7 protein-coding genes, 2 rRNA genes and 1 pseudogene are annotated in these 14,725 nt (G+C 67.1%); 8 read left to right on the top strand and 2 right to left on the bottom strand.

Annotated features, from left to right (window positions below; all coding sequences use genetic code 11):
- Nucleotides 1-52: 52 nt before the first annotated feature.
- Nucleotides 53-1,903 carry a dihydroxy-acid dehydratase gene (gene ilvD / locus QIY60_RS10785; RefSeq protein WP_283142205.1) on the top strand — a complete coding sequence of 617 codons (1,851 nt, stop codon included), beginning with the start codon at nt 53-55 and terminating at the stop codon, nt 1,901-1,903.
- Nucleotides 1,904-2,088: 185 nt separating this feature from the next.
- Here ilvD and QIY60_RS10780 read toward each other — a convergent pair whose 3' ends face one another.
- On the bottom strand, nt 2,089-4,278 hold the full coding sequence (locus QIY60_RS10780) for a serine/threonine-protein kinase (protein ID WP_283142204.1): 2,190 nt from the start codon (nt 4,276-4,278) through the stop codon (nt 2,089-2,091).
- 138 nt (nt 4,279-4,416) lie between these two features.
- Here QIY60_RS10780 and QIY60_RS10775 point away from each other — a divergent pair, with 138 nt between their 5' ends.
- The 5 genes and pseudogenes from QIY60_RS10775 (at nt 4,417) to proC (ending at nt 8,470) form a co-directional block, all read left to right on the top strand.
- A complete protein-coding gene (locus tag QIY60_RS10775; RefSeq protein ID WP_283142203.1) occupies nt 4,417-4,707 on the top strand; it encodes a peptidase in 291 nt (96 codons plus the stop codon).
- A gap of 34 nt (nt 4,708-4,741) precedes the next feature.
- Nucleotides 4,742-5,239: an EamA/RhaT family transporter gene (locus QIY60_RS10770; RefSeq protein ID WP_283142202.1), complete on the top strand. Its 498-nt coding sequence runs from the start codon at nt 4,742-4,744 to the stop codon at nt 5,237-5,239.
- 682 nt (nt 5,240-5,921) lie between these two features.
- Nucleotides 5,922-6,750: pseudogene (locus QIY60_RS10765) on the top strand (ABC transporter ATP-binding protein).
- A complete protein-coding gene (locus tag QIY60_RS10760; RefSeq protein WP_283142201.1) occupies nt 6,747-7,499 on the top strand; it encodes an ABC transporter permease in 753 nt (250 codons plus the stop codon). Before QIY60_RS10765 ends, QIY60_RS10760 begins: the two are co-directional and overlap by 4 nt.
- Before the next feature lie 161 nt (nt 7,500-7,660).
- Nucleotides 7,661-8,470 carry a pyrroline-5-carboxylate reductase gene (gene proC, locus QIY60_RS10755; protein WP_283145891.1) on the top strand — a complete coding sequence of 270 codons (810 nt, stop codon included), beginning with the start codon at nt 7,661-7,663 and terminating at the stop codon, nt 8,468-8,470.
- 9 nt (nt 8,471-8,479) lie between these two features.
- Here the strand turns inward: proC and QIY60_RS10750 are convergent, their stop codons facing one another.
- Nucleotides 8,480-8,992, bottom strand: a complete 513-nt coding sequence (locus tag QIY60_RS10750) for a hypothetical protein (protein ID WP_283142200.1) — start codon at nt 8,990-8,992, stop codon at nt 8,480-8,482.
- Nucleotides 8,993-9,739: 747 nt separating this feature from the next.
- Between QIY60_RS10750 and QIY60_RS10745 the strand changes: the two genes are divergently transcribed.
- Together QIY60_RS10745 and QIY60_RS10740 are read left to right on the top strand one after the other, a co-directional pair.
- Nucleotides 9,740-11,267, top strand: a 16S ribosomal RNA gene (locus QIY60_RS10745).
- A 281-nt stretch (nt 11,268-11,548) separates the two neighbouring features.
- Nucleotides 11,549-14,674: ribosomal RNA gene (locus QIY60_RS10740) — 23S ribosomal RNA — on the top strand.
- The 16S and 23S rRNA genes sit together here, the layout of an rRNA operon.
- Nucleotides 14,675-14,725 lie beyond the last annotated feature (51 nt).

Here is a 14,725-nt window from a genome sequence, read left to right as displayed (position 1 = left end):
ACGCTCGAAGACAGCCCCATCTGTCTGAGAAGGACGCTAAGGAGCAAGCGAAATGCCCGAGCTGAGGTCCCGCACCGTCACCCACGGCCGCAACATGGCCGGCGCCCGCGCCCTGATGCGCGCCTCGGGCGTAGCCGGCGCGGACATCGGCAAGCCGATCATCGCCGTGGCGAACAGCTTCACCGAGTTCGTCCCCGGCCACACCCACCTCGCCCCCGTCGGCCGCATCGTCTCCGACGCGATCCTGGCCGCCGGCGCCGTCCCCCGCGAGTTCAACACCATCGCGGTCGACGACGGCATCGCGATGGGCCACGGCGGCATGCTCTACAGCCTGCCCTCCCGCGACCTGATCGCGGACAGCGTGGAGTACATGGTCGAGGCCCACTGCGCCGACGCCCTGATCTGCATCTCCAACTGCGACAAGATCACCCCGGGCATGCTGATGGCCGCGATGCGCCTCAACATCCCCACCGTCTTCGTCTCCGGCGGCCCGATGGAGGCCGGCCAGGCCACCCTCGTCGACGGCACCGTCCGCAAGCTCGACCTGATCAACGCGATCAGCGACGCGGTCAACGAGAACGTCTCCGACGAGGACATCCTCCGTATCGAGGAGAACGCCTGCCCCACCTGCGGCAGCTGTTCCGGCATGTTCACCGCCAACTCGATGAACTGCCTGACCGAGGCCATGGGCCTGAGCCTGCCCGGCAACGGCTCGGTCCTCGCCACCCACACCGCCCGCCGCGCCCTGTACGAGAACGCGGCCCGTACGGTCGTCGACATCACCAAGCGGTACTACGAGGACGACGACGCCTCCGTCCTCCCGCGCAGCATCGCCACGCGCGCGGCGTTCGAGAACGCGATGGCGCTCGACATCGCCATGGGCGGCTCCACCAACACGATCCTGCACCTGCTCGCCGCCGCCCAGGAGGCCGAGCTCGACTACGACCTGAAGGACATCGACGCGGTGTCCCGCCGGGTCCCGTGCCTGGCCAAGGTCGCGCCCAACGTCGCGCCCACCACCACGTACTACATGGAGGACGTGCACCGCGCGGGCGGCATCCCCGCCATCCTCGGCGAGCTCTACCGCGCGGGCCTGCTCAACGAGGACGTCCACACCGTCCACTCCCGCTCCATCAAGGAGTGGCTGGACGCGTGGGACGTGCGCGGCGGCTCCGCGACGCCCGAGGCCGTCGAGCTGTGGCACGCGGCGCCCGGCTGCGAGCGCTCGGCGACCGCGTTCTCCCAGTCCAAGCGCTGGGACACGCTCGACACGGACGCCGCGAACGGCTGCATCCGCGACGCCGCGCACGCGTACTCGCGGGACGGCGGCCTGGCCGTCCTCAAGGGCAACCTCGCCGAGGACGGCTGCGTCGTGAAGACGGCCGGCGTCGACGAGTCCATCTGGACGTTCGAGGGCCCGGCGGTCGTCTGCGAGTCGCAGGACGAGGCCGTCGACAAGATCCTCCGCAAGGAGGTCAAGGAGGGCGACGTCGTCGTCATCCGCTACGAGGGCCCCAAGGGCGGCCCCGGCATGCAGGAGATGCTCTACCCGACGTCGTTCCTCAAGGGCCGCGGCCTCGGCAAGTCCTGCGCGCTGGTCACGGACGGCCGCTTCTCCGGCGGCACCTCGGGTCTCTCCATCGGCCACGCCTCGCCCGAGGCGGCGTCCGGCGGCACGATCGCCCTGGTCGAGAACGGCGACCGCATCCGCATCGACATCCCCACCCGTACGATCGAACTCCTCGTCCCCGCCGCTGAACTGACGGCCCGTCGCGAAGCGCTGAACGGGGTGTACGCCCCGAAGTCCCGCGAACGCAAGGTCTCGGCGGCCCTGCGGGCGTACGCGGCGATGGCCACGAGCGCGGACAAGGGCGCGGTGCGGGACGTCTCCAAGCTGGGCTGACGCCCGACTGGCCCCGCCCCGGCCCCCTTGTTTGTCTGCGGGTGGGTGGGGGCTGGTCGCGCAGTTCCCCGCGCCCCTAAAAATGCCGCTGCGTGGCAATCCCCTGGGGGCGCCCCGCAGGGGCGCTTCCAGGGGAGGCGCGGGGAACTGCGCGACCAGCCCAGCACGGCCCGCACCAGCCCATCTCAGCGACCCGCCAGGGACCCCGCCCCCACCCCGAACACCGACCCATCCGGCGCACTCCCGTACACCACGGCCCCCGCCGGCACCGGCGACGCCAGGCTCGCCGTGAACGTGTCGCGGCCGGAGGCCATGCGCGGGGCCGTCTGCCCGACCAGCACCCCCCGCCCCGCATCCACGGCCAGCAACCGCCCGTCCGAAGCGGTGACGTACACGCGTCCCCCGCCCGCGACGGGCCGCGACGCACGCGCCGCCCCCGTCTCAAGGCGCCAGAGCTGCGCCCCGCGCCCCGCGTCCACCGCGAGCAGCGACCCGCCCGCCCCGAACACGTACACCGTGGAGCCGTCGTCGCCGACCGTCGCCTGCGCCTGGTCGGCGGGGGCGGGCAGCGGCGTACGGCGTACGGCCCGGGTCGCCGTGTCCAGGCGTACGACCGCCGTCGTGAAGCTGTCGGCGTCCGCCGCGAGCAGGGCGAGCGCCCCGCCCGCCACCCCGACGGGCCCCAGCGAGCCCGGCAGCCGCTTGGTCCACAGCACCTTGCCGGTGTCCGGCGCGACGGCGGTGACCAGCGAGGTCGCCGCGTCCTCGGCCACCGACACGGCGTACAGCGCCGTACCGCCGGGCGCCGCCACCCACTGCGCCGTCGCGGCGGCGGGCCGCCCGTGCCAGCGCTCCTTGCCGGTCGCGCTGTCGAGGCAGCGCACCTCGCCGCTGTCGGCGGCGAACACGACGGACGTGTCGCCGATGGCGAGCGCCGCGTGCGCCGGGACCGGGCGGGACCAGCGCCTGGCACCGGTCGCCGGGTCGAGCGCTTCGAGGCGTCCCGCGCCCGGCGGCGCCACGAGGACGAGCCCGCCGGAGACGCGCGGCTGCCCGTCGTCGGCCACCCGCCCGGCCGCGCCCTTGGCCTTCACCGACCACAGCACGCGTCCGTTCGCCGGATCGAGCCGGGCCGCCGTGACGCCGGGGGCCGCGCAGTACAACGCCCCGCCCGCCCCGGCGAGCGAGCAGGCCGGGGTGCGGTTGCCGCCCCCGCCGCCCGCGAGCGGCACGGCCCAGGGCGTGAACGCGTCCGCACGGCGGGCCACTTGACCGGTCGGCGGGGCGCTGCCACCGTCCCCACCCGCTCCCATCCGTACACCCAGCACCCCACCCACGACCACGGCCACCAGGGCGGCACCGGCTGCGGCCCACCGCAGCGTCCGGCGCGCCCGCCGGGGAGCGGCGGACGGCTCGGCGGCGGCCCGCTTGTGCGTGGGCACATCGGAGGAGGAGGACCCCTCCTCCTCCTCGCCCGGCCAGGGCCGCCCCGGCACCTTCTCGACCGGGTTGCGGAACCGCTGGGTCGGGATGAAGGCCTCGGTCCCGTACGCCGCCGAGCGCAGCTCCGCCATCAGCTCGTCCGGCGTGGGCCGGTCCTCGGGCTTCTTGGCGAGACAGCTCCGCAGCAGCGGTACGAGATCGTCCGGAACCCCGGTCAGATCGGGCTCGTTGTGGACGACCTGATACGCCACGATGTAGTGGCTCTCGGAGTCGAACGGCCCGTTCCCGGTCGCCGCGTGCACCAGAACGGCACCCATCGCGAAGACGTCGGCGGCGGGCCCGACCTCGCGCGGCGACTGGAACTGCTCCGGCGCCATGAACGGCGGCGTGCCGATGAGCTTCCCGGTCTCGGTGCGCAGATCGCTGTCGTACGGGCGTGAGATGCCGAAGTCGATGACCTTGGGCCCGTCGGTGGCGAGCAGGACGTTGCTGGGCTTGAGGTCGCGGTGCACGACCCCGGCGCGGTGGATGTCGCGCAGGGCCTCGGCGAGCCCGGCGCCTAGCCGCCGCACCTGCGAGGGCGCGAGCGGCCCGTTCCGCTTCACTTCCTCGGCGAGGGTCGGCCCGGGGATGTAGAGCGTGGCCATCCAGGGCCGCGCGGCCGCCGGGTCGGCGTCGACGACGGACGCGGTGAAGGCCCCGCTCACCCGCCGCGCGGCCGACACCTCCTGCCGGAACCGCGCTCTGAACTCGGGGTCCTTGGCGTGCTGGGCGTGGACGACCTTGACGGCCAGGCGCAGGCCGGAGGCGGACGCGGCCAGATGGACCACGCCCATGCCGCCGGAGCCGAGCGTCGACTCCAGCAGGTACTGCCCGGCGTACTCCGGATGCTCCGCTTCTGGGCCCGGCCCCGTGCTGCGCAGCGGCGGCATCGCCCACCCCCGTGTGTTCGTCCCCGAGCGCGACGCTCGGAGCCTAGTCGATGATGCGTGCGAGACCCGAGGGGCTTGCTAGCCTGCGGGTCGCGTACGCGGCGTACGCACGGTGACGGTGATGGGGGAGGTCCGGGGATGACTGCGGAAGAGCTCGCGGGCATAGAGGCCGAGGCGACGACGAAGCGGTACCCGGTGGCGCCGGGCGTCCGGGTGAACGTCCGCAGCGGCCCGGGCACGGGATACCCGGTGGTCAAGGTGCTGCCCGCCGGGGTGAGCGTCCCGATCAACTGCCAGTGCCCCGGCACGACGGTCTCCGGCCCGTACGGGACGACCAACATCTGGGACAACATCGCCAACGGGCAGTACGTGTCGGACGCGTACGTGAAGACGGGCAGCGACGGTTACGTGGCGGTCCGCTGCGGCTGAAGCCGGTGCTCGTGGCCGGGGGATAATCAAGCCCATGAGCGACGAGAACGGCAAAGGCGTGGGCACCGGCGGGGGCGGCCCCGAGCCCGAGCCCATCCGCTTCTTCGGCACGACGTGGGTCGACCACGGCAAGGGCTACGGGCTGCGCCGCGCCGGGGTGGCGATCGGCGCCCTGGCCGCGGCGGTGGCGGCGTGCTTCGTGCTGCGTTTCGCGTACGAGGGCCTGCAGATCGCGGACACCGGCAGCTTCGTGACCGTCCTGGTCGTGGTGATGTTCGCGGTGTGCAGCGCGATGGCGTTCCGCAAGACCTGGGAGGGCTTCAGCGCGCGCCCCACGGACCCGGAGCGGGAACGCTCCCTCCAGGGCCTGAAGGCGATCGGCTTCGTGGGCTCCCTCCTGGCGTACGCCTTCCGAGCGCTCCGGGAAGCCCCCGGCGAAACGCTCCACCGCAAGGAGTACGAGGAGGCGCGGGCGCGCTGGGAACGCCGCAGGGCCACCCCGTCGGCCCGCAAGCGCCCCAAGCGCAAGTAGCTGCCCGGACCCTCGGCCCCCAGCACCCGCGTTACGGGGGGCTCCGCCCCCGACCCCGAGGTCTGCCCACCCACCCACCCGCCCGTCACTGAGGGATCCGCCCCCAGCCCCTGCGTTCGTCTGCGAGCCGACGGGGGGCTGATCGCGCAGTTCCCCGCGCCCCTTTTCGGCCCGGTGTTTGTCTGCGGACCGTGGATGGCTGGTCGCGTAGTTCCCCGCGCCCCTGAGGGGGCTGGCGGTGCGTCGTTCGTCTGCGGGTCGGTGGGGGCCGTTCGCGCAGTTCCCCGCGCCCCTAACGGGGCACGGCACCTCCAGCGCCCTGGCGTTCGAGGAGCGGGGTACCCCCAAGGGGCGCGGGGAACTGCGCGACCAGCCACAGCCGACCCGCAGACGAACGGGCCTCGGGCGCCAAGGCCGCCGCACCCCCACCCACCCCAGGGCAGAGTCCCGCTACCCACCCCGGGGCGAAGCCCTGTAGCGGGGCGCAGGGGCCGCAGGCCCCGCTCGGGGGGCTGGGGGCGTAGCCCCCAGTAGTCGCCCTCCCACCACCTCCACCCCCACCCGGCCGCCCGCCCAGGGCTTTAGGGAAGGGGCGGGGTGGGGAAACGAACCCCCCACTCACCGGCGCCCAGATCCTTGACCCCCACCCCCTCCGCGCGCATTATTCAACACATGATGAATTATGAGCCCAAGGACCCGGCCACCCCGCCGAACAACCGCCCCCCAGACCACCCCACCCCCCGCCCTGACCGCCACCGCCCTGACAGTCACCCGCGGCCCCACCCCCGTACTCCAAGACCTCCACTTCACCGCCCCCCCGAGCCCGCATCACCGGCCTCCTGGGCCCCTCCGGCTGCGGAAAATCGACCCTGATGCGCTCGATCGTCGGCACCCAGGCCAACGTCGAAGGCACCCTCACCGTCCTCGGCCACCCCGCCGGCACCCCGGCCCTGCGCCCCCTCATCGGGTACGTCACGCAAGAACCGTCCGTGTACGACGACTTGACGGTACGTCAGAACCTGGACTACTTCGCCGCCGTACTCCACCCCGGCCGAACCCACCGCGAAACCCGCGCCGCCACCGTCGAACGAGCAATCGCGGACGTCGCCCTCACCCCCCACGCCGACGCCCTCGCGGGCCGCCTCTCCGGCGGCCAGCGCAGCCGCGTCTCGCTCGCCGTCGCCCTGCTCGGCACCCCGGAGCTGCTCGTCCTCGACGAGCCGACCGTCGGCCTCGACCCCGTACTGCGCCGCGACCTGTGGAACCTCTTCCACGCCATCGCCGCCGACCGCGGCACCACGATCCTGGTCTCCTCGCACGTCATGGACGAGGCCGAGCGCTGCCACAACCTGCTCCTGATGCGGGAGGGCCGGATCCTCGCCGAGGACACCCCAGCCGCCCTCCGCGCCCGCACCGGCGCGGCCACCGTCGAGGAAGCCTTCCTCACCCTCGTGGACGAGGCGGACCTCAACGACGTCACCGCTCGCCCCGAGAAAGAGACAACCCGGTGAACACCTCCGCGATCACCCCCGCCCGCACCCTCGCCACCACCACCCGAGTCCTGCGCCAGCTCCGCCACGACCCCCGCACCATCGCCCTGATGCTCCTCGTCCCGGTCGTGATGATCACCCTGCTGCGGTACGTGTTCGACGCCTCGCCCCGCACCTTCGACAGCATCGGCGCGTCCCTGCTCGGCATCTTCCCGCTGATCACGATGTTCCTGGTGACCTCGATCGCCACCCTGCGCGAACGCACCTCGGGCACCCTCGAACGCCTCCTCGCCATGCCGCTCGGCAAGGGCGACCTCATCGCGGGCTACGCCCTCGCCTTCGGCCTGCTCGCCATCGTCCAGTCCGCCCTGGCCACCGGCCTCTCCGTGTGGCTCCTGGGCCTGGACGTCCTGGGCTCCCCGTGGCTGCTCCTGCTGGTGGCCCTGCTCGACGCGCTCCTGGGCACGGCCCTCGGCCTGTTCGTCTCGGCCTTCGCGGCCTCCGAGTACCAGGCGGTCCAGTTCATGCCGGCCGTGATCTTCCCCCAGCTGCTGCTCTGCGGCCTGTTCACCCCGCGCGAGTCCATGCAGCCCGCCCTGCGCGCCGTCTCCGACGTCCTGCCCATGTCGTACGCGGTCGACGCGATGACCCAGATCCTCCACCACGCCGACCCGACCACGGCGTTCCTGCGCGACACCCTGATCGTCGCCGCCTGCGCGCTCCTGGTCCTGGCCCTGGGCGCGGCGACACTCCGCCGCCGCACGGCGTGAAGCACGTACGACAAGCACGTACGACAAGCACCTACGACAAAACAGCGCGGCACCCCGTACCGCTCCTCGGACACCCCACCCTCCACACCCCGCACGGTGCGAGGATGACGACGAAGGACCCGCACCACGGAGAGACCCCGCACCACCCGGAGGGTGACCGCATGACCCACACCGTCGCAGTCCTCGGCACCGGCAAGATCGGCGAAGCCCTCCTGAGCGGGATGATCCGCGCCGGCTGGAACCCCGCGAACCTCCTGGTCACCGCCCGCCGCCCGGAACGCGCCGAGGAACTCCGCACCCGCTACGGCGTCGAGTCCGTCACCAACGCCGACGCGGCCAAGCGCGCCGACACCCTGATCCTCGCCGTGAAGCCCCAGGACATGGGCCGCCTCCTCGACGAGCTCAGCCCGCACGTCACCCCCGACCGCCTGGTCATCAGCGCCGCCGCCGGCATCCCCACCGCGTTCATCGAGGAACGGCTCGCGCCGAACACCCCGGTCGTCCGCGTCATGCCGAACACCCCCGTCCTCGTCGACGAGGGCATGTCCGTCATCAGCGCCGGCAGCCACGCGACCCCGACCCACCTCGCCCACACCGAGGAGATCTTCGGCGGCGTCGGCAAGACCCTGCGCGTCCCCGAGTCCCAGCAGGACGCGGCCACCGCACTCTCCGGCTCGGGCCCCGCGTACTTCTACTACCTGGTCGAGGCGATGACCGACGCCGGCATCCTGCTCGGTCTGCCGCGCGCCCAGGCCCACGACCTGATCGTGCAGGCGGCCATCGGCGCCGCCGTGATGCTCCGCGACAGCGGCGAACACCCGGTCAAGCTCCGCGAGGCCGTCACCTCACCGGCGGGCACGACGATCAGCGCGATCCGCGAACTGGAGAACCACGGCGTACGGGCCGCCCTGATCGCCGCCCTGGAAGCCGCCCGCGACCGCAGCCGAGAGCTGGCCTCGGGCAACGGCTGAGCCACCCCTCTATTGATCCCGCCGCCACCGCACGGAGGCGACGGCGGCCCCTCCGCCCACCAGCAGGACGGACGTCCCCACCACCAGCGCGGCGGCCCCGACGGGCTGGCTTTCGGCCACCTCACGGGCGGCCCGCAGGGGATCGCCGGGGGCTTCGACAGCCTCCGCGCCCACGACGCGATACGTGCGTTCCACTCCGTACGAACCTGTCTCACCCCGCACAGCCGCGTTCCGGGCGAGCGGCGTCCGTACGGAATGGAGCTGCTCCGCGTACAGACACGAGTCCCGAAGCAGCCGTTCCAGCCGATCCGCCTCGGCCCGCGACGCCTCGTCCGTGCACCGCCGCAGCCGGTCGATCTCGTCGCGCGTCTCACGGTTGACGGCATCGACCATGCGCACACGGACGCGCGCGACCCGCTCGTCGCCGTCGACGGCGTACGCGGTCACGGCCCCGACCACGCTCGCGGCGCTCAGGACGGCGGTGACCCCGACAACTCCGGCGACCCGGACAAGACTCCTCATGCAGACCAAACTAGGCGCGGACCCACCCGCCCCAGATCGGCCGTCCTGCCACCCCTCCCTCGGCCGAAAGAACCAGCCAAACGGCCCCCGGGTCGGGGTTGACACGCCCTTGACCCGTACGTAGTGTTCTCCGAGTTGTCCGATGTGAGCGCCGACTCCGGTCGGTCCCCGGACAGCCATTCCGCACCAACCACTTGATCCGAACGGCGATCACGCCGTTTCGTTTTTCGTGCGCTTTTGCGAAATGAGGAATCGCGTTCGAAAGGACGCGGTCCCCGATTGGTATCGGGGACCGGGATTCCGCTAGAGTCTCACTCGTCGGAACGGCCCAACAGCCGGGAAGACAAAACGACTTGACCCGGGAGACCGGAAATCGGAACCGCGAGGATCTGATAGAGTCGGAGCCGCCGGAAAGGGAAACGCGAAAGCGGGAACCTGGAAAGCGCCGAGGAAGTCGGACCGGGAAACGGTCTGATAGAGTCGGAAACGAAGGAAGCGCCCGGAGGGCCCGGAAACGGGAACAAAGGAAGCGTCCGTACCTTGAGAACTCAACAGCGTGCCAAAAGTCAACGCCAGATTGACAACCCCGGCCCATCCCTTGTGGTGGGTTGGAGGTTCCTTTGAAAAGTCCTGCCGGTCCTTGTGACGGGCAGGCAATTACACAGCGAGGACGCTGAGGACAACCGGCCATATTCCGGCCTGGTTGTTCCGCTCTTTCGTGTGTGCGCACCGGATGACCGGTACACATTCATGGAGAGTTTGATCCTGGCTCAGGACGAACGCTGGCGGCGTGCTTAACACATGCAAGTCGAACGATGAAGCCTTTCGGGGTGGATTAGTGGCGAACGGGTGAGTAACACGTGGGCAATCTGCCCTTCACTCTGGGACAAGCCCTGGAAACGGGGTCTAATACCGGATACGACCCGCCGAGGCATCTCGGTGGGTGGAAAGCTCCGGCGGTGAAGGATGAGCCCGCGGCCTATCAGCTTGTTGGTGGGGTGATGGCCTACCAAGGCGACGACGGGTAGCCGGCCTGAGAGGGCGACCGGCCACACTGGGACTGAGACACGGCCCAGACTCCTACGGGAGGCAGCAGTGGGGAATATTGCACAATGGGCGAAAGCCTGATGCAGCGACGCCGCGTGAGGGATGACGGCCTTCGGGTTGTAAACCTCTTTCAGCAGGGAAGAAGCGCAAGTGACGGTACCTGCAGAAGAAGCGCCGGCTAACTACGTGCCAGCAGCCGCGGTAATACGTAGGGCGCAAGCGTTGTCCGGAATTATTGGGCGTAAAGAGCTCGTAGGCGGCTTGTCACGTCGGATGTGAAAGCCCGGGGCTTAACCCCGGGTCTGCATTCGATACGGGCTAGCTAGAGTGTGGTAGGGGAGATCGGAATTCCTGGTGTAGCGGTGAAATGCGCAGATATCAGGAGGAACACCGGTGGCGAAGGCGGATCTCTGGGCCATTACTGACGCTGAGGAGCGAAAGCGTGGGGAGCGAACAGGATTAGATACCCTGGTAGTCCACGCCGTAAACGTTGGGAACTAGGTGTTGGCGACATTCCACGTCGTCGGTGCCGCAGCTAACGCATTAAGTTCCCCGCCTGGGGAGTACGGCCGCAAGGCTAAAACTCAAAGGAATTGACGGGGGCCCGCACAAGCAGCGGAGCATGTGGCTTAATTCGACGCAACGCGAAGAACCTTACCAAGGCTTGACATATACCGGAAACGGCCAGAGATGGTCGCCCCCTTGTGGTCGGTATACAGGTGGTGCATGGCTGTCGTCAGCTCGTGTCGTGAGATGTTGGGTTAAGTCCCGCAACGAGCGCAACCCTTGTTCTGTGTTGCCAGCATGCCCTTCGGGGTGATGGGGACTCACAGGAGACTGCCGGGGTCAACTCGGAGGAAGGTGGGGACGACGTCAAGTCATCATGCCCCTTATGTCTTGGGCTGCACACGTGCTACAATGGCCGGTACAATGAGCTGCGATGCCGTGAGGCGGAGCGAATCTCAAAAAGCCGGTCTCAGTTCGGATTGGGGTCTGCAACTCGACCCCATGAAGTCGGAGTTGCTAGTAATCGCAGATCAGCATTGCTGCGGTGAATACGTTCCCGGGCCTTGTACACACCGCCCGTCACGTCACGAAAGTCGGTAACACCCGAAGCCGGTGGCCCAACCCCCTTGCGGGGAGGGAGCTGTCGAAGGTGGGACTGGCGATTGGGACGAAGTCGTAACAAGGTAGCCGTACCGGAAGGTGCGGCTGGATCACCTCCTTTCTAAGGAGCACAGTACCGATTGCAGGCAAATGTTCTGCACGGTCAGCTCATGGGTGGAACGTTGACTATTCGGCACTTTCAGAAGGTTTTCCCTAGTACTGCTTCGGCGTGGAACGTGGAAACTCATCTGGAAGGGCCGGGCACGCTGTTGGGTGTCTGAAGGCACGGGCATAGCCCGCTTGTACTTCAGTCGCCGGCCCCAGTGCACTCACCACATGGTTGGTGGGGTGATGGGTGGCTGGTCGTTGTTTGAGAACTGCACAGTGGACGCGAGCATCTGTGGCCAAGTTTTTAAGGGCGCACGGTGGATGCCTTGGCACCAGGAACCGATGAAGGACGTGGGAGGCCACGATAGTCCCCGGGGAGCCGTCAACCAGGCTTTGATCCGGGGGTTTCCGAATGGGGAAACCCGGCAGTCGTCATGGGCTGTCACCCATGCCTGAACACATAGGGCATGTGGAGGGAACGAGGGGAAGTGAAACATCTCAGTACCCTCAGGAAGAGAAAACAACCGTGATTCCGGGAGTAGTGGCGAGCGAAACCGGATGAGGCCAAACCTACGACGTGTGATACCCGGCAGGGGTTGCGTCGTGGGGGTTGTGGGATCTCTTTGCTGTCGTCTGCCGGCGACAGGACGAGTCAGAAACCGTATGAATAGGCGAAGGACATGCGAAAGGTCCGGCGTAGAGGGTAAGACCCCCGTAGCTGAAATTCATGCGGCTCGTTTAAGAGACACCCAAGTAGCACGGGGCCCGAGAAATCCCGTGTGAATCTGGCGGGACCACCCGTTAAGCCTAAATATTCCCTGGTGACCGATAGCGGATAGTACCGTGAGGGAATGGTGAAAAGTACCGCGGGAGCGGAGTGAAATAGTACCTGAAACCGTGTGCCTACAAGCCGTGGGAGCGTCGCGCATCGAGCTTGCTCGGTGCGTCGTGACTGCGTGCCTTTTGAAGAATGAGCCTGCGAGTTAGCGGTGTGTAGCGAGGTTAACCCGTGTGGGGAAGCCGTAGCGAAAGCGAGTCCGAACAGGGCGTTTGAGTTGCACGCTCTAGACCCGAAGCGGAGTGATCTAGCCATGGGCAGGTTGAAGCGGAGGTAAGACTTCGTGGAGGACCGAACCCACCAGGGTTGAAAACCTGGGGGATGACCTGTGGTTAGGGGTGAAAGGCCAATCAAACTCCGTGATAGCTGGTTCTCCCCGAAATGCATTTAGGTGCAGCGTCGTGTGTTTCTTGCCGGAGGTAGAGCACTGGATAGGCGATGGGCCCTACCGGGTTACTGACCTTAGCCAAACTCCGAATGCCGGTAAGTGAGAGCGCGGCAGTGAGACTGTGGGGGATAAGCTCCATGGTCGAGAGGGAAACAGCCCAGAGCATCGACTAAGGCCCCTAAGCGTACGCTAAGTGGGAAAGGATGTGGAGTCGCAGAGACAACCAGGAGGTTGGCTTAGAAGCAGCCACCCTTGAAAGAGTGCGTAATAGCTCACTGGTCAAGTGATTCCGCGCCGACAATGTAGCGGGGCTCAAGCGTACCGCCGAAGTCGTGTCATTGCAGCAATTAAGCCCCAACGGGTGCTGTGATGGGTAGGGGAGCGTCGTGTGCCGGGTGAAGCCGCAGCGGAAGCTAGTGGTGGACGGTTCACGAGTGAGAATGCAGGCATGAGTAGCGATACACACGTGAGAAACGTGTGCGCCGATTGACTAAGGGTTCCTGGGTCAAGCTGATCTGCCCAGGGTAAGTCGGGACCTAAGGCGAGGCCGACAGGCGTAGTCGATGGACAACCGGTTGATATTCCGGTACCCGCTTTGAAACGCCCAATATCGAATCAGGCGATGCTAAGTCCGTGAAGCCGTTCCGGACCCTTCGGGGAAAGGAAAGTGGTGGAGCCGACGGACCAGACTTGTAGTAGGTAAGCGATGGGGTGACGCAGGAAGGTAGTCCAGCCCGGGCGGTGGTTGTCCCGGGGTAAGGGTGTAGGGCGTTGTCCAGGCAAATCCGGACAGCATGAAGCCTGAGACCTGATGCCGAGCCGATTGTGGTGAAGTGGATGATCCTATGCTGTCGAGAAAAGCCTCTAGCGAGTTTCATGGCGGCCCGTACCCTAAACCGACTCAGGTGGTCAGGTAGAGAATACCGAGGCGTTCGGGTGAACTATGGTTAAGGAACTCGGCAAAATGCCCCCGTAACTTCGGGAGAAGGGGGGCCATCACCGGTGATCGGATTTACTCCGTGAGCTGGGGGTGGCCGCAGAGACCAGCGAGAAGCGACTGTTTACTAAAAACACAGGTCCGTGCGAAGCCGTAAGGCGATGTATACGGACTGACGCCTGCCCGGTGCTGGAACGTTAAGGGGACCGGTTAGCTCCATTTCGGTGGGGCGAAGCTGAGAACTTAAGCGCCAGTAAACGGCGGTGGTAACTATAACCATCCTAAGGTAGCGAAATTCCTTGTCGGGTAAGTTCCGACCTGCACGAATGGCGTAACGACTTCTCGACTGTCTCAACCATAGGCCCGGTGAAATTGCACTACGAGTAAAGATGCTCGTTTCGCGCAGCAGGACGGAAAGACCCCGGGACCTTTACTACAGTTTGATATTGGTGTTCGGTTCGGCTTGTGTAGGATAGGTGGGAGACTGTGAACTCTGGACGCCAGTTCAGGGGGAGTCGTCGTTGAAATACCACTCTGGTCGTGCTGGATGTCTAACCTGGGTCCGTGATCCGGATCAGGGACAGTGTCTGATGGGTAGTTTAACTGGGGCGGTTGCCTCCTAAAGAGTAACGGAGGCGCCCAAAGGTTCCCTCAGCCTGGTTGGCAATCAGGTGTTGAGTGTAAGTGCACAAGGGAGCTTGACTGTGAGACCGACGGGTCGAGCAGGGACGAAAGTCGGGACTAGTGATCCGGCGGTGGCTTGTGGAAGCGCCGTCGCTCAACGGATAAAAGGTACCCCGGGGATAACAGGCTGATCTTCCCCAAGAGTCCATATCGACGGGATGGTTTGGCACCTCGATGTCGGCTCGTCGCATCCTGGGGCTGGAGTCGGTCCCAAGGGTTGGGCTGTTCGCCCATTAAAGCGGTACGCGAGCTGGGTTTAGAACGTCGTGAGACAGTTCGGTCCCTATCCGCTGTGCGCGTAGGAGTCTTGAGAAGGGCTGTCCCTAGTACGAGAGGACCGGGACGGACGAACCTCTGGTGTGCCAGTTGTCCTGCCAAGGGCATGGCTGGTTGGCTACGTTCGGAAAGGATAACCGCTGAAAGCATCTAAGCGGGAAGCCTGCTTCGAGATGAGGGCTCCCACCACCTTCGAGTGGGTAAGGCTCCCAGTAGACGACTGGGTTGATAGGCCAGATGTGGAAGCCTCGTAAGGGGTGGAGCTGACTGGTACTAATAGGCCGAGGGCTTGTCCTCAGTTGCTCGCGTCCACTGTGTTAGTTCTGAAATAACGAACGGCCGTGTTGT

The organism is Streptomyces sp. BPTC-684, assembly GCF_030028635.1.
Taxonomy (GTDB): domain Bacteria; phylum Actinomycetota; class Actinomycetes; order Streptomycetales; family Streptomycetaceae; genus Streptomyces; species Streptomyces noboritoensis.
Note: the sequence above shows the minus strand (reverse complement) of the source record. Positions and strands in the feature narration are given on the sequence as shown.

Excerpts from the sequence above, each read along its gene's own strand:
- proC (WP_283145891.1), top strand. The coding sequence starts at position 7,661 with ATGACCCACACCGTCGCAGTCCTCGGCACCGGCAAGATCGGCGAAGCC.
- ilvD (WP_283142205.1), top strand. The coding sequence starts at position 53 with ATGCCCGAGCTGAGGTCCCGCACCGTCACCCACGGCCGCAACATGGCC.
- QIY60_RS10770 (WP_283142202.1), top strand. The coding sequence starts at position 4,742 with ATGAGCGACGAGAACGGCAAAGGCGTGGGCACCGGCGGGGGCGGCCCC.
- QIY60_RS10775 (WP_283142203.1), top strand. The coding sequence starts at position 4,417 with ATGACTGCGGAAGAGCTCGCGGGCATAGAGGCCGAGGCGACGACGAAG.
- QIY60_RS10750 (WP_283142200.1), bottom strand. The coding sequence starts at position 8,992 with ATGAGGAGTCTTGTCCGGGTCGCCGGAGTTGTCGGGGTCACCGCCGTC.
- QIY60_RS10780 (WP_283142204.1), bottom strand. The coding sequence starts at position 4,278 with ATGCCGCCGCTGCGCAGCACGGGGCCGGGCCCAGAAGCGGAGCATCCG.